At 72.4% G+C, this 13889-nt stretch carries 15 protein-coding genes and 1 tRNA gene; 8 read left to right on the forward strand and 8 right to left on the reverse strand.

Features of this window, described 5'->3' with window-relative positions:
* Positions 1-18: 18 nt before the first annotated feature.
* From rsrA to ABB07_RS13210, 4 genes are all read right to left on the reverse strand, one after another.
* Positions 19-321 (reverse strand): mycothiol system anti-sigma-R factor, encoded by a 303-nt coding sequence (gene rsrA / locus ABB07_RS13195; protein WP_055710514.1) that lies wholly within the window; start codon positions 319-321, stop codon positions 19-21.
* Positions 318-1013: an RNA polymerase sigma factor SigR gene (gene sigR / locus ABB07_RS13200; protein ID WP_208898896.1), complete on the reverse strand. Its 696-nt coding sequence runs from the start codon at positions 1011-1013 to the stop codon at positions 318-320. The genes rsrA and sigR overlap by 4 nt, the downstream gene beginning before the upstream one ends.
* A gap of 256 nt (positions 1014-1269) precedes the next feature.
* On the reverse strand, positions 1270-1896 hold the full coding sequence (locus ABB07_RS13205; protein WP_208898897.1) for an alpha/beta hydrolase family protein: 627 nt from the start codon (positions 1894-1896) through the stop codon (positions 1270-1272).
* A 1-nt stretch (position 1897) separates the two neighbouring features.
* Complete coding sequence (locus tag ABB07_RS13210) at positions 1898-2752, reverse strand: SOS response-associated peptidase (RefSeq protein ID WP_208898898.1); 855 nt, start codon at positions 2750-2752, stop codon at positions 1898-1900.
* A gap of 49 nt (positions 2753-2801) precedes the next feature.
* Between ABB07_RS13210 and ABB07_RS13215 the strand changes: the two genes are divergently transcribed.
* The 5 genes from ABB07_RS13215 (at position 2802) to ABB07_RS13235 (ending at position 6994) form a co-directional block, all read left to right on the forward strand.
* The gene (locus ABB07_RS13215) at positions 2802-3524 is read left to right on the forward strand and encodes a M50 family metallopeptidase (RefSeq protein WP_208898899.1); all 723 of its coding nucleotides are present in this window, start codon (positions 2802-2804) and stop codon (positions 3522-3524) included.
* A 110-nt stretch (positions 3525-3634) separates the two neighbouring features.
* Entirely contained in the window at positions 3635-4951 is a 1317-nt protein-coding gene (aroA, locus tag ABB07_RS13220) for a 3-phosphoshikimate 1-carboxyvinyltransferase (RefSeq protein ID WP_208898900.1), read from the forward strand.
* Positions 4952-4962: 11 nt separating this feature from the next.
* A complete protein-coding gene (gene rsgA / locus ABB07_RS13225) occupies positions 4963-5973 on the forward strand; it encodes a ribosome small subunit-dependent GTPase A (protein ID WP_208898901.1) in 1011 nt (336 codons plus the stop codon).
* Positions 5974-6060: 87 nt separating this feature from the next.
* Positions 6061-6384: a DMT family transporter gene (locus ABB07_RS13230; protein WP_055710521.1), complete on the forward strand. Its 324-nt coding sequence runs from the start codon at positions 6061-6063 to the stop codon at positions 6382-6384.
* Positions 6385-6394: 10 nt separating this feature from the next.
* Entirely contained in the window at positions 6395-6994 is a 600-nt protein-coding gene (locus ABB07_RS13235) for a hypothetical protein (RefSeq protein WP_208898902.1), read from the forward strand.
* A 100-nt stretch (positions 6995-7094) separates the two neighbouring features.
* Here the strand turns inward: ABB07_RS13235 and ABB07_RS13240 are convergent, their stop codons facing one another.
* The gene (locus ABB07_RS13240; RefSeq protein ID WP_208903418.1) at positions 7095-7700 is read right to left on the reverse strand and encodes a TetR/AcrR family transcriptional regulator; all 606 of its coding nucleotides are present in this window, start codon (positions 7698-7700) and stop codon (positions 7095-7097) included.
* Positions 7701-8081: 381 nt separating this feature from the next.
* Between ABB07_RS13240 and hisN the strand changes: the two genes are divergently transcribed.
* Both hisN and ABB07_RS13250 read left to right on the forward strand, forming a co-directional pair.
* Positions 8082-8882: a histidinol-phosphatase gene (hisN, locus tag ABB07_RS13245; RefSeq protein ID WP_208898903.1), complete on the forward strand. Its 801-nt coding sequence runs from the start codon at positions 8082-8084 to the stop codon at positions 8880-8882.
* A 149-nt stretch (positions 8883-9031) separates the two neighbouring features.
* On the forward strand, positions 9032-9427 hold the full coding sequence (locus ABB07_RS13250; protein ID WP_208898904.1) for a CBS domain-containing protein: 396 nt from the start codon (positions 9032-9034) through the stop codon (positions 9425-9427).
* Between the two features lie 141 nt (positions 9428-9568).
* Here the strand turns inward: ABB07_RS13250 and ABB07_RS13255 are convergent, their stop codons facing one another.
* The gene (locus ABB07_RS13255; protein ID WP_208898905.1) at positions 9569-11020 is read right to left on the reverse strand and encodes a catalase; all 1452 of its coding nucleotides are present in this window, start codon (positions 11018-11020) and stop codon (positions 9569-9571) included.
* A gap of 166 nt (positions 11021-11186) precedes the next feature.
* Between ABB07_RS13255 and ABB07_RS13260 the strand changes: the two genes are divergently transcribed.
* Positions 11187-11603 carry a Fur family transcriptional regulator gene (locus ABB07_RS13260; RefSeq protein WP_079048896.1) on the forward strand — a complete coding sequence of 139 codons (417 nt, stop codon included), beginning with the start codon at positions 11187-11189 and terminating at the stop codon, positions 11601-11603.
* Between the two features lie 144 nt (positions 11604-11747).
* Here ABB07_RS13260 and ABB07_RS13265 read toward each other — a convergent pair.
* Positions 11748-11821 (reverse strand) — tRNA-Met (locus ABB07_RS13265).
* 76 nt (positions 11822-11897) lie between these two features.
* Positions 11898-13712 carry a tetratricopeptide repeat protein gene (locus ABB07_RS13270; RefSeq protein WP_208898906.1) on the reverse strand — a complete coding sequence of 605 codons (1815 nt, stop codon included), beginning with the start codon at positions 13710-13712 and terminating at the stop codon, positions 11898-11900.
* Positions 13713-13889: the final 177 nt, after the last annotated feature.

Here is a 13889-nt window from a genome sequence, read left to right on the forward strand (position 1 = left end):
CGGGTGATGGCCCGGCGGTCAGTTCTCCTGCGGGGCGGCGGTCACGTCGTGCTCCGGCACGGTCCCGCCGGAGCGGATCAGGTCGATCCGGCCCATGACCTTGGCGCGCAGGTCCGCGGGCACGTCGTCATGCCCGCAGCACCGCTTGACCAGCTTCTTCACGGCCTGCTCCAGGCCGTACTTCTCCAGGCACGGAGAGCATTCCTCGAAGTGGTGCTGGAACTTGTCGCGATCGACTTCCGGCATCTCGCTGTCGAGGAACTCGTACAGATGGTCGAGGACCTCACTGCAGTCCGTCTCGTGCGGCTCTCCGCAGCTCATGAGCCCGAGCCTTTCGCTTCGTTCGACTCTCCGGCGCCCGCCGGGACCAGCCCGCGCTCACGGGCGTAGTCCTCCAGCATGCCGCGCAGTTGACGGCGGCCCCGGTGCAGCCGGGACATCACCGTACCGATGGGTGTCCCCATGATGTCCGCGATCTCCTTGTACGCAAAGCCCTCGACGTCCGCGAGATAGACGGCGATGCGGAACTCCTCGGGGATCGCCTGCAGCGCTTCCTTCACGTCCGAGTCGGGCAGGTGGTCGAGCGCCTGCGACTCGGCGGAGCGCAGGCCCGTCGACATGTGCGACTCGGCGCGGGCGAGCTGCCAGTCCTCGATCTCCTCCGCGGCGGAGCGCTGCGGCTCGCGCTGCTTCTTGCGGTAGGAGTTGATGAAGGTGTTGGTGAGGATCCGGTACAGCCACGCCTTGAGGTTGGTGCCCTCGCGGAACTGGTGGAAGGACGCGTACGCCTTCGCGTAGGTCTCCTGCACCAGGTCCTCGGCGTCGGCGGGGTTGCGCGTCATGCGCAGCGCGGCCGAGTACATCTGGTCGAGGAACTCCAGCGCGTCCCGCTCGAAGCGCGCGCTGCGCTCCGCGGTCGACTCGCCGGTCGCCTCCGCGCTCACGCCCTGGCCCTCGGGCTGCTCCGCCTGGCCGTTGTCGGTCCCTGCGTCGGTACCGGTGACCGGACCCACCTCCTCAAGATCCCGGGCAGGACCGAGACCGGTCCCACTCGATTCGGAGGATAGAACACGACCCGTGCCTGCCGCCCCTCGAATAGGAGCGGTCTTGGCCGCGTGCAGCACCGTCCAGTCCAGGTCAGTACGGCTGCTGCGGGCCGGGCAGATGGTCGAACCCATGCGGCGGACTTCCTCTCCTACGACGTCGGTGCCGAGGCCTCAGCACTTCTGTCCGCCTCAACAGAGGGTCACCGCGCAACATTCCCGGGGGTCACCCGAGTGACGCGGTCCACCGCGCGACACCCTCGGTGATGATCTCCAGGGCCCGCTCCTGGGTGATCTCCGCGCGCTTGGGGACCGCGAACCCGTGATCGCCGTACGGCACTTCGATCAGCTCGTGGCCGCCCGCGGGGAACTCCTCCGGCTTCCCGAAGGGGTCGTTGCCGCCCTGCACGACCAGCGTCGGCACTCCCGTGCCGAGCAGCTCCTCGGCACGGGACTTCTCCGGCTTGCCCGGCGGGTGCAGCGGGAAGCTGAGTGCGAGCACGGCGTGCGCGCCCAGCTCGGTCGCGGTACGGCAGGCGACCCGGGCCCCGGCGCTGCGGCCGCCGGAGATCACCGGCAGGGCCATCCCGGACAGCGCCGGCCAGATGCCGCGCCAGCCGGTGTCCAGGGTCCCCGGCGCGGGGGCGACCTTCTTCCCGGCGACGCGCCAGGGCTGCTCCACGAGGGCGACGGTCACCCCGTGCGCGGGGAGGGCCCGGGCGAGCGCCTGGAGGTCGCGCGCCTCGATGCCGCCGCCGGCGCCGTGGCCGACGGCGAGGACGAGTCGGGGCTTCTTCGCCTTGTGCCAGGTGATGCGGGCGGTACCGGCGTCGGTCTCGACAATCTCGATCACGCTAGAAGAGTGTGCCCTCTTCCGGCGCCTCGAGCTCCTTGAGCAGCTCGGGGCCGTTGTTGCGGACGTTGCTGACGGCCGTGGAGACCGGGTAGGCGCGCATCAGGCCGGGCGGGGGCGGCGCCAGCAGGTCGCGCAGGTGGTCCGGATCGGTGCGGGCCGGGTCGAGCCAGGCGTCCCAGCGGTCCGGGGTGAGCATCAGCGGCATCCGGGGGTGGATGTCGGCCAGGGCGTGCGGGCCGTCGGCGGGGGCCACGGCCAGCGGGGTCCGCTCCGCCTCGGTGGTGATCACCGAGCAGGTGACCCACCAGGCCTGCGGGTGGTCGTCGGGCAGGGTCCGGTCGCGCCAGAACTCGTACAGCCCGGCCATCGCGAACACCGAGCCGTCGGCCGGCAGCACGAAGTAGGGCTGCTTGCGCGGCCGCTTCTTCCTGCCCTCGACCTCCAGCTCGCGCTCCTGCGTGCCGGTGACCCACTCGTAGTAGCCGTCGGCCGGGATGATGCAGCGGCGGGCGGCGAAGGCCCGGCGGTAGGCGGGCTTCTCGTGCACGGTCTCGGCCCGCGCGTTGATCATCCGGGCGCCGCCCTCGGGCGTCTTGGCCCAGGACGGCACCAGTCCCCACTTCAGCCTGCGCAGCTGGCGAACCGGACGCGGGGAGTCCGCGTCTTTGAGAGGACGGTCGAGGACGGCGTAGACCTCCTTGGTCGGGGCCACGTTGTAGTCCGGCTCCAGGGTCTCCTCGGGCTCCCTCCCCCAGAGGCTCGACTCCGCTCGCCCTGGGGGGACCCCCATCTCGATCTCAAAGATTCCCGCGAGATCCTCGGGCCTACGACTCGATGCATACCGTCCGCACATACGTGCCACACTGCCAGACTCCGCACCAGGAGAGGGAGCCACTCGGACCATGGACAGCCTCGCCGCCCTCGCGCTGCCCGACCTCTGGGACCGGCTCACCGGCACCCAGCCCGACCCCGCCCTGTGGGTGGTGCTCACCATGGCGGCCGCCGCGCTCGCCGTCGTCGTCCCGCACACCCTGTGGCGGATATCCCGCAACGCGATCACCATCGCGCACGAGGGCGGCCACGGGCTGATCGCGCTGCTCACCGGCCGGCAGCTCACCGGCATCCGGCTGCACTCGGACACCAGCGGCCTCACGGTCAGCCGGGGCAAGCCGTACGGGCTCGGCATGATCCTGACAGCGGCGGCCGGGTACACGGCGCCCTCCCTGCTGGGGCTGGGCGGGGCCGCGTTGCTGGCCGCGGGCCGGATCACGCTCCTGCTCTGGGTCGCGACGGCGCTGCTGGTGGCGATGCTGGTGATGATCCGCAACGCGTACGGCGTCCTGACCGTGGTGCTGGCGGGGGGCGCCTTCCTGCTGGTGTCCTGGCTGACGGGGCCCCAGGTGCAGGCCGGGTTCGCGTACGCGGTGGTGTGGTTCCTGCTGTTCGGCGGGGTACGGCCGCCGTTCGAGCTGCAGCTGAAGCGGTCCCGTGGTGGCGCCGGGGACTCCGACGCCGACCAGTTGTCCCGGCTGACGCACGTGCCGGCGGGGCTGTGGCTGTTCCTGTTCCACGCGGTGTCGCTCAGCTCGCTGATCGGCGGGGGCCGCTGGCTGCTGCAGGTGTGAACACCGGGACCGGGCGCATCCGCACCTGACAGCTTCTGCCGCGTTTTCGGTGGGGTTTCGGCACTTTTGATCGAGTTCTGCGACCGTCCCCAGCCACTAAAGTGGGGCGCATGACCGTGAACCCCGCACACACCGCCCTCTGGCCCGCCCCGCACGCGAGCGGAGCCGTCGACGCGACGGTCCACGTGCCCGGGTCCAAGTCGGTCACCAACCGCGCGCTGGTGCTGGCCGCCCTCGCCTCCGAGCCCGGCTGGCTGCGCCGCCCGCTGCGCTCCCGCGACACCCTGCTGATGGCCGGGGCGCTGCGCGCGATGGGCGTGGAGATCGAGGAGGGGGTGGGCCCGGACGGCACCGGCGAGGCCTGGCGGGTCCTGCCGACCGGCCTGCACGGCCCGGCCACGGTCGACGTCGGTAACGCCGGCACGGTGATGCGCTTCCTGCCGCCGGTGGCCGCGCTGGCCGACGGCCCCATCCGGTTCGACGGCGACCCGCGGTCGTACGAGCGTCCCCTGCACGGCGTGATCGACGCCCTGCGCGCCCTCGGCGCCCGGATCGACGACGACGGCCGGGGCGCGCTGCCGCTGACCGTGCACGGCGGCGGGGCCCTGGACGGCGGCCCGGTGTCGATCGACGCCTCCTCGTCCTCCCAGTTCGTCTCCGCCCTGCTCCTGTCCGGCCCGCGCTTCAACCAGGGCGTCGAGGTCCGCCACACCGGCGGCACCCTGCCGTCCATGCCGCACATCCGGATGACCGTCGACATGCTGCGCGCGGTCGGCGCCCAGGTGGACACCCCCGAGTCGGGTGGCGAGCCGAACGTGTGGCGGGTGACACCGGGCGCGCTGCTCGGCCGGGACCTGACGATCGAGCCGGACCTGTCCAACGCCCAGCCGTTCCTGGCGGCGGCCCTCGTCACCGGCGGCAAGGTGCTGGTCCCGGACTGGCCGGAGCGCACCACCCAGCCCGGCGACCGGCTGCGGGAGATCTTCACCGAGATGGGCGGCTCCTGCGAACTCACCGAGTTCGGGCTGGTGTTCACCGGTTCCGGCGCCGTCCACGGCATCGACGTGGACCTGGGTGACGTCGGCGAGCTGACCCCGGGCATCGCGGCGGTCGCCGCCCTCGCCGACTCCCCCTCGACCCTGCGGGGCGTGGCCCATCTGCGGCTGCACGAGACGGACCGGCTGGCCGCGCTGACCAAGGAGATCAACGAACTCGGCGGTGACGTCACCGAGACCGCCGACGGCCTGCACATCCGCCCCCGCCCGCTGCACGGCGGCGTCTTCCACACCTACGAGGACCACCGCATGGCGACGGCGGGCGCGATCATCGGTCTCGCCGTCGAGGGCGTGCGGATCGAGAACGTGGCGACGACGGCGAAGACCCTGCCGGACTTCCCCGAGCTGTGGACCGGGATGCTCGGGCAGTAGGGACGTACGCCATGCGCCGCTACGGCAAGCACACCGACGAGGACGACATCCGCACGCGTCCCAACCGCAAGGGCAACCGGCCGCGGACGAACATCCGGCCCAAGCACGAGGACGCGGCCGAGGGCCTGGTGCTCACGGTCGACCGCGGCCGCCTCACCTGCCTGGTCGAGGACCGGACCGTGATGGCGATGAAGGCCCGCGAGCTGGGCCGCAAGGCGGCGGTGGTCGGGGACCGGGTGGCCCTGGTCGGCGACCTGTCCGGCGCGAAGGACACGCTCGCCCGGATCGTGCGGATCGAGGAGCGTACGTCGGTGCTGCGGCGCACGGCCGATGACGACGACCCCTATGAGCGCGTGGTCGTCGCCAACGCCGACCAGCTGGCGATCGTCACGGCCCTGGCCGACCCGGAACCGCGCCCGCGGCTGATCGACCGCTGCCTGGTGGCGGCCTTCGACGGCGGCCTGGAGCCGCTGCTGGTGATGACCAAGTCGGACCTGGCCCCGCCGGACAAGCTGCTGGAGCTGTACGGCGCCCTCGACATCCCGTACGTCGTCACCAGCCGGGAGGAGCTGGAGAGCGGGGACGCGGCGGACCGGGTGCGGGAGCATCTGCACGGCAGGGTCACCGCGTTCGTGGGCCACTCCGGTGTCGGCAAGACGACGCTGGTGAACGCGCTGGTCCCGCTGGAGCGCCGGCGTACGACGGGCCAGGTGAACGCGGTGACGGGCCGCGGCCGCCACACCACGACGTCCGCCCTCGCCCTGCCGCTGTCCGATACGGACGGCTGGGTCGTCGACACCCCCGGGGTCCGCTCCTTCGGCCTGGCGCACATCGACCCGTCCCGGGTGATCCACGCCTTCCCGGACCTCGAACCCGGCACCGAGGGCTGCCCGCGCGCGTGCAGCCACGACGAGCAGGACTGCGCGCTGGACGCGTGGGTCGAGGAGGGCCACGCCGACCCGGCGCGCCTGTACTCGCTGCGCCGGCTGCTGGCCACGCGGGAGCGCAAGGAGGGCGACTGAGGCGGCCTGCGTTGTTTGCGGGGGGCCGGGTCCGGTAAGTGCATACTCGCACCGAGCCGGAGATCCGGATCAACGGGAGGACAGCGCATGGCGTGGCTGCTGGTCATCGTGGCCGGGATTCTGGAGACCGGTTTCGCCGTGTGCCTGAAGCTCTCGCACGGTTTCACCCGCCTCTGGCCGACCGTCGCCTTCGCCTCCTTCGCCCTCGGCAGCTTCGGCCTGCTGACCCTGTCCCTGAAGAAGCTCGACGTGGGCCCCGCCTACGCGGTGTGGACCGGCATCGGCGCGGCGGGCACCGCGATCTACGGCATGGTGTTCCTGGGTGACCTGGTGTCCACCCTGAAGATCGTCTCGATCAGCCTGGTCATCGTCGGGGTGATCGGGCTGCAGTTGTCGGGGTCGGCGCACTAGGGGCGCGGGCATGGACTTCGAGCAGGGCACCGGCCCGGTCCGGCACCTTGACCAAGGGGAATGGCTGGCCCGGTTCGCCGACCGCATCCTGGTGGTGTGTCCCGGTTGCGGCGGCCGGGCGGACGTCGCCGAGCGCCCCGGTCTTCCGGCCCTCAGGTACTACTCCGAGCTGTTGTTCCGGCCCCGTCGGCTCACGTGTGCGGCATGCGGCGCGAACGCGGAGTGGAAGGCCGCCGTGCGGGATGGCGGGCTGGTCGCGGCGCAACTCGGCGGGACCGAGGACCCGTTCTTCCTGCGCCCCCTGTGGCTGCAGACGCGCTGCGCGAGCCGGGTGCTGTGGGCCTACAACGGGGAGCACGTCGACGCGCTGGCCGCCTATGTCGCCGCCACCCTGCGCGAGGGCGGCACCGGTTTCACGAGGGCGATGTTCCCTCGGCTGCCACGGTGGATGAAGGAGTCCCGCCATCGCGCCGAGGTGCTGGCCGGCCTGGAGCGGCTGCGCGCGCTGGCGGAGCGTACGGCACCGGCGGACCGGTCCGACGCGGCCCATGAGCGCGGTGACCGGCCCCGGCCGTACGGGGCTCGTTACTACCGGGGCGGCCCGTACTGAACCACCGGGGCGGCCCCTACTGGGAAATCCGGGGCTATCAAGGGGAAGCCGGGGGGAATCAGGGGAATCCCCGGGAAGTCGCCGGTCAGTCTCCGGCGCATCACACCGCCTGGCGGGGGACGACCGCTCGGATCAGCTCGGCCATGCCGCCCTCCCCCGGTGGCGCCGCGACGCAGGACAGGGCGAGGCGTACGGCCAGTTCGCAGGGGCGGGCCAGCTCGGCGGCGTCGGCGGGGGTGGCGGTGGGTCCGGCGAGGGCGGTGACCGCGCGGTCCCGCACGATCCGTACGAAGTCGCGGGGCGTGGGCAGCGGGCCGTCGGCGCGGCGCTGCGCCGGCACCGAGGAGGAGGGCGGTACGGCGGCGAGCGGCGGGGTGGGCAGCCGTTCGCTCCAGCAGCCGGTGAGCATGGCCCGTACCAGCGCGTTGCCCCGCGCGGCGGAGCTCGTCCACTCGGCGACGGCGGTGAGCCGTTCCCCCGGCTCGCCCGGCCCGGCGAGGGCCCGCTCGACCCCGGCGAGGTATCCGTCGGCCTCCCGCCGCACCAGCGCCCGCGCCAGCCCGTCCTTGCTGCCGAACTCGTTGTACAGGGTCTGCCGGGACACCCCCGCCGTCGCGGCCACGTCGACCATCCGCACCGCGGACCACGGCCGGCGCGCGAGGGCCGTATAGGCGGCGTCCAGGAGGGACTCCCGGGCAGCAGGCATCATCGCCTCCCTGGGGGCGGAGCGGCTCTGCGCCCAGATTTGACGCGCTTGTATGCACTGTCAAGGGTTCGCGGGGGTTCGGGCGCCGGGTTCACGCCGCGGGTGGGCGGTGAGGGCGCCCCGCTTGAGCGAAGCCGGGAGGGCTCGGGCGAAGCCGGGAGCGATAGGGCGGAACCGGGAGCGCTCGGGCGGAGCCTGGAGCGATAGGGCGGAACCGGGAGTGGGGAGCCGCCCGGCAAGCGACCCGCCCCCCGGCCGGCCGCAGCGCGCGCCCCGTCAGGGAGCCAGCTGCAGCAATCGCGGCCACCCGCCCGCAGCACAGGCCCCGACACCGCCCGCCCCTGCTGGCCGCCACCACCCCCGGCAGATACCGTTCCTTTCATGCCGGACTACCTAGACGACCTGCGCCTGGCCCACGTCCTCGCCGACGCCGCCGACGCCGCCACCATGGACCGCTTCAAGGCCCTCGACCTGAAGGTGGAGACGAAGCCGGACATGACCCCGGTGAGCGAGGCGGACAAGGCGGCGGAGGAACTGATCCGCGGCCAGCTCCAGCGCGCCCGCCCGAGGGACGCGGTGCTCGGGGAGGAGTACGGCATCGAGGGCTCCGGCCCCCGCCGCTGGGTGATCGACCCCATCGACGGCACCAAGAACTACGTCCGCGGTGTGCCCGTGTGGGCGACCCTCATCGCGCTGATGGAGGCGGGCGAGGGTGGCTTCGAGCCCGTCGTCGGCCTCGTCTCCGCCCCCGCCATCGGCCGCCGCTGGTGGGCCGCGAAGGGCCACGGCGCCTTCACCGGCCGCAGTCTGACCTCCGCGACCCGCATCCACGTCTCCGGCGTCGGCAAGCTCGAGGACGCGTCCTTCGCGTACTCCTCCCTCTCCGGCTGGGAGGAGCAGGGCCGCCTCGACGGCTTCCTCGACCTCACCCGCCAGGTGTGGCGCACGCGCGCGTACGGCGACTTCTGGCCGTACATGATGGTCGCCGAGGGTTCCGTGGACATCTGCGCGGAGCCGGAGCTGTCGCTGTGGGACATGGCCGCCAACGCGATCGTCGTGACGGAGGCCGGAGGCGTCTTCACCGGCCTCGACGGCCGTCCGGGCCCGCACAGCGGCAACGCGGTCGCGTCCAACGGCCTGCTGCACGACGAGTTGCTGGGGTATCTCAACCCGCGCCAGTGAGGCACGGGAGTACTCCCGGTACGCCCTCAACTGGCGTCACGCGCCCCCTTGTTGACCCGCCCTTTACCTGGCACTCTGGGTCCACCCCCACTTGTGAACTTGTGAATCCATGAACTAGTTCACTGGATTCCTAGGAGGTGGCCCCACCCATGCTCGTCCGAGACGCCATGAGCACGGTGATCCTCACCGTCGGCCCCGCCCACACCCTCCGCCAGGCAGCCGCCCTGATGTCCGCCCGCCGCGTCGGCGCCGCCGTCGTACTCGACCCGGACGCCGGCGGCATCGGCATCCTCACCGAACGCGACATCCTGAACTCCGTCGGCCTCGGCCAGAACCCCGACACGGAACGCACCCACGCCCACACCACCACCGACGTCGTCTTCGCGGCGCCCACCTGGACCCTGGAAGAGGCCGCCGGCGCCATGGCGCACGGCGGCTTCCGGCACCTGGTCGTCCTCGACCACGGCGAGGTGGCCGGCATCGTCTCGGTCCGCGACATCATCCGCTGCTGGGCCCCGGCCCGCGAGCCCGCACCGGCGCTCTGAGCACGCGGAACGGGCCGGACCCCGAGCACCTTGGGGTCCGGCCCGCCCAGCGGCACGGGCGTGCCGCCGACTCATCGCCGCCGACTCATCGCCGTCGACTCACAGCCCCCGACTCACAGCCCCCGGCTCATGGCCGCAGGCTCAGCCGCGCAGCGCCTGCGCCGCTGCCTCCAGCCGCTTGCCGAAGTCGGCGTCGGCCTTGCGGAAGTTGCCGATCGCGCGCTCGACGATCTCCTCGCGCGAGACCGGCGCGAGCGCACCCGCCAGGTTTTCGACCAGGCGCTCCTTCTCGTCCTCCGACATCAGCCGGTAGAGGTTGCCCGCCTGCACGAAGTCGTCGTCCTCGGCGTGCACCGGCGTCGGGTGGTTGCCGGTGGAGCCGTCGGCGGGGACGGGCTGCCACAGCGGACGGCCGGTCTGCCGCGGCCCGCCGAAGCTGTTCGGCTCGTAGTTCTTCGCGCCGCCGTGCCGGCCGTCGTACAGGAAGCCGTCCCGGGAGGTGGTGCGCGCCTCGGTGGCGTGCGGGCGGTTCACCGGCAGGTGGTCGGCGTTGATGCCGACGCGGTAGCGGTGCGCGTCGCCGTACGCGAAGAGGCGGCCCTGGAGCATCTTGTCGGGCGAGGGGCCGATGCCCGGCACGAAGTGCGCGGGGCTGAAGACCGACTGCTCGACCTCGGCGAAGACGTTCCGCGGGTTGCGGTTCAGCTCCAGCCTGCCGATCTCGATCACCGGGTAGTCCGCGTGCGGCCAGACCTTGGTCAGGTCGAACGGGTTGAAGCGGTACGTCGCCGCGTCCGCCGCCGGCATGATCTGCACGCCCACGGTCCAGCTCGGGAACTCCCCGCGCTCGATCGCCTCGCGCAGGTCGCGCTGGTGGGAGTCGGGGTCCTTGCCCGCGAGCGCCTCGGCCTGCGCCGCCGTGAGGTTCCTGATCCCCTGGTCGGTCCTGAAGTGGTACTTGACCCAGAAGACCTCGCCCGCCGCGTTGTTCCACTGGAAGGTGTGCGAGCCGAAGCCGTCCATGTGGCGGTACGACGCCGGGATGCCACGGTCGCCGAACAGCCAGGTCACCTGGTGGGTCGACTCCGGCGACAGCGACCAGAAGTCCCACACGTTGTCGGCCTCGGTGCTGCCGGTGTACGGGTCGCGCTTCTGGGTGTGGATGAAGTCCGGGAACTTGATCGCGTCCCGGATGAAGAACACCGGGGTGTTGTTGCCGACGAGGTCGTAGTTGCCCTCCTCGGTGTAGAACTTCAGCGCGAAGCCCCGCGGGTCACGGACCGCGTCCGCCGCGCCGAGGTTCCCGGCGACGGTCGAGAACCGCAGGAAGACCTCGGTCTCCTTGCCGACCTCGGAGAGGAAGGCGGCACGGGTGTACGGCGTGACGTCGGCGGTGACGGTGAAGGTGCCGTAGGCGCCCGCACCCCGCGCGTGCACCACCCGCTCCGGAATGCGCTCCCGGTTGAAGTGGGCGAGCTTCTCCAGCAGGAGCTGGTCCTGGACGAGGACCGGTCCGCCGACGCCCGCCGTCTCGCTGTTCTGGTTGTCGGCGACCGGAGCACCGGCCTCCGTGGTGAGCGGTCCCTGCGTCACGCGCGCCTCCTGCGTCATTCCTGACCGTCCTGTCCCGGTCCTGGCCCGGTCCTGTCCTGTGACCAAAGCCGGTCCCGATCCTACATTGGACAAGTTCTAAGTCAAAAATCGATCCAAACTCACACCTATTCCCGTCCTGGTCCCCCTTGCTGTTAGGCTGTTGTCCATGAGTGACCTTCTGGAACGGCTGCGTGGACGCGGATGGCGGATGACCGCGCAGCGGCGCGTCGTGGCCGAGGTCCTCGACGGCGACCACGTGCACCTGACGGCCGACGAGGTCCACGCCCGGGCTGTCGCGAAGCTGCCCGAGATCTCCCGGGCCACCGTCTACAACACGCTGGGTGAGCTGGTCTCGCTCGGCGAGGTGCTGGAAGTCACGACGGACAAACGCGCCAAGCGCTACGACCCGAACGCGCACCGGCCGCACCACCACCTGGTCTGCGCCCAGTGCGGCGCGATCCGCGACGTCCACCCCCTGGGCAACCCGCTCGCCGACCTCCCCGACACCGAGCGCTTCGGCTTCACGGTGTCGGACGTCGAGGTGACGTACCGGGGGCTGTGCCCGGACTGCGCGAAGGCGTAACCCACCGCTTCCCTGGAGCCCCGGCGACCGCCGGGGCTCTTTGCGTACCCGGACCCTTTGCGCACCCAGGCTCTTTGCGCGCCTGCGACGGGCAAAACACCGAGGGCCGGAACCCATCTCTGGATTCCGGCCCTCGGCCTTCAGTAGCGGGGACAGGATTTGAACCTGCGACCTCTGGGTTATGAGCCCAGCGAGCTACCGAGCTGCTCCACCCCGCGTCGGTGAACACGACATTACGTGAGAGAGGTCGACGGAAGCAAATCGGTTACCCGCGACGTGGCGGGGCTCACTCGTTCACGCCGACAGTTCCTCGCGCAGCGCGTCCCGCAGCCGCCCCGCCCGCTCCGACACCTCCGCCGGTCCCAGCTCGACCGCGCGGTCGGCCCACCGCTGTCCCTCCGCCAGCTCACCCCGACGCGCGTAGACAAGGGCCAGCCGCAGCGCCGCCCGGCCGTGCCCGGCATCCGCCGCCCGCGTCCACCACACCGCGGCCTCCGGCTCGCTCCCCTCCCGCGCCAGCAGCAGCCCGAGGTTGAAGGCGCCGTTGCGCGACCCGGCCTCCGCCGCCGCCCGGTACCAGCGCGCCGCCTCGACCACGTCACCCCGCGCCGCCGCGAGCATCCCGACCCGCACCTGGGCCCGCCGGTGCCCCTGGGCCGCCGCCCGCTCGTACCACTCCTCGCACTCGGTCTTCTCGTGCACGATCTCGCCGAGCTCGTGCGCCGGCTCCGGCGGCCGCCGCGCGTCCAGCAGCGCCGCCAGCCGGTACGCCGCTTCCGTGCTGCCCCCGCCCGCCGCGCACCGCAGGTGCCGCTCGGCCTCCTGCTCCTCGCCCGCACGCAGCCGGGCGATCCCGACCTGGAGCGCGGCCTCGGTGTGCCCGGCGGCGGCCGCCCGCTCGTACCAGCGCAGCGCCGTGCTCTCCTCGTCGCGTCCGGCGTAGAGGATGCCGAGGTTGAACGCGGCGTCCACGCTGCCGGCCTCGGCGGCCTTGGAGAACCAGGGCTCGGCGCCGGTGGTGTCACCGCCCTGGAGCAGCAGGATGGCGAGCGCGTTGGCGGCCTCCCGGTGCCCGGCGTAGGCGGCCCGCCGGTACCACTGCTCGGCCTGGGCGGTGCGCCCCTGCTCGGCGCAGAGCAGCCCGAGGTTGTAGGCGCCGTTGTCGTCACCGGCGTCCAGCGCCGCCCGGTACCAGCGCTCGGCGGTCTGGGTCTCGCCGCGCTCGGCGTGCAGCGCACCGAGCGCGTTGGCCGCGTTGCCGTCGCCCTCCTGGGCGGCGCGCAGCCACCACACGGCCGCGCTCTCGGTGTCCCCGGCGTCGCGCAGCAGGAAGCCGAGCGCGCAGGCGGCCCGCGGCTCGCCGTCCTTGGCGGAGGTCAGGTACCAGCGCCCGGCCTCCTTCAGTTCCCCGCGCTTCTCCAGGATCGCCCCGAGGTGCAGCGCGGCCCGCCGGTGGCCGCGCGCGGCGGCCTGCCGGTACCACTGCTCCGCCTCGGCGACAGCGTTGTCGGCCCCGGCCCCGGCCTCGTCCTCGCGCCCCGCGGTGTCGAGCGCGCGCGCCAGCCGGTAGGCGGCCTCCCGGTGTCCCCGCTCGGCGGCGGCCCGCATCCAGTGCTCGGCGCCGACGTCCCCGCGGTGCTCCAGCAGGTCGGCGAGCGCGTAGGCGCCGAGGACGTGGCCCTGCTCCGCGGACTGGCGCAGCCAGTACTCGGCGGCGGGTTCGTCCCCGCGCTCCCGGTGGTAGCGGCCCAGGGCGTGCGCGGCGGCGGCGGAACCGGCGACGGCGGCGATGCGCCACCAGCCGGCGGCCTCCTCGGGGTAGCCGCGCTGGTGCAGCAGCACGCCCAGGTTGTTGGCGGCGGCCCGGTCGCCGGCCGCGGTGGCGGCCCGCAGCTGGGGTTCGGCTCCGTCGAGGTCGCCGCGGCGCAGCAGCATGGCTCCGAGGACGCTCGCGGCCTCGGCGTCGCCGCTCTGCGCGGCGAGTCCGAGGCGTACCTCCTCGGCGGCTTCCCCCATGTCGGTCATTTCGTCACGGGTCGGTTCCTCACCGGAAGCCTGCGCAAATCGCCCTGACTCGAACAGAGTTGCCTTGTCCCCCATAACGTCCATCGTCGCACCACCTGCAACCTGGGTACACCCGGTATACCGCAGCCCGTGAGGTCACTTCAGCGTTTTGTCGACATGCCCACAGGACGACAAGTCAAACACACAGCCCCGAACTCCCCACGGCGGCGCGGCCGTCCCTCCCCTCAGCACATGAGTTCGCACACCACGAAGGCCCGGATC

The sequence above is a fragment of the Streptomyces incarnatus genome, from assembly GCF_001027185.1.
In the GTDB taxonomy this organism is placed as follows: domain Bacteria; phylum Actinomycetota; class Actinomycetes; order Streptomycetales; family Streptomycetaceae; genus Streptomyces; species Streptomyces puniciscabiei.

Excerpts from the sequence above, each read along its gene's own strand:
- ABB07_RS13240 (WP_208903418.1), bottom strand. The coding sequence starts at position 7,700 with ATGCCTGCTGCCCGGGAGTCCCTCCTGGACGCCGCCTATACGGCCCTC.
- ABB07_RS13270 (WP_208898906.1), bottom strand. The coding sequence starts at position 13,712 with ATGGACGTTATGGGGGACAAGGCAACTCTGTTCGAGTCAGGGCGATTT.
- ABB07_RS13210 (WP_208898898.1), bottom strand. The coding sequence starts at position 2,752 with ATGTGCGGACGGTATGCATCGAGTCGTAGGCCCGAGGATCTCGCGGGA.
- ABB07_RS13260 (WP_079048896.1), top strand. The coding sequence starts at position 11,187 with ATGAGTGACCTTCTGGAACGGCTGCGTGGACGCGGATGGCGGATGACC.
- rsgA (WP_208898901.1), top strand. The coding sequence starts at position 4,963 with ATGCGCCGCTACGGCAAGCACACCGACGAGGACGACATCCGCACGCGT.
- ABB07_RS13250 (WP_208898904.1), top strand. The coding sequence starts at position 9,032 with ATGCTCGTCCGAGACGCCATGAGCACGGTGATCCTCACCGTCGGCCCC.
- ABB07_RS13235 (WP_208898902.1), top strand. The coding sequence starts at position 6,395 with ATGGACTTCGAGCAGGGCACCGGCCCGGTCCGGCACCTTGACCAAGGG.
- hisN (WP_208898903.1), top strand. The coding sequence starts at position 8,082 with ATGCCGGACTACCTAGACGACCTGCGCCTGGCCCACGTCCTCGCCGAC.
- ABB07_RS13215 (WP_208898899.1), top strand. The coding sequence starts at position 2,802 with ATGGACAGCCTCGCCGCCCTCGCGCTGCCCGACCTCTGGGACCGGCTC.
- rsrA (WP_055710514.1), bottom strand. The coding sequence starts at position 321 with ATGAGCTGCGGAGAGCCGCACGAGACGGACTGCAGTGAGGTCCTCGAC.
- ABB07_RS13230 (WP_055710521.1), top strand. The coding sequence starts at position 6,061 with ATGGCGTGGCTGCTGGTCATCGTGGCCGGGATTCTGGAGACCGGTTTC.
- aroA (WP_208898900.1), top strand. The coding sequence starts at position 3,635 with ATGACCGTGAACCCCGCACACACCGCCCTCTGGCCCGCCCCGCACGCG.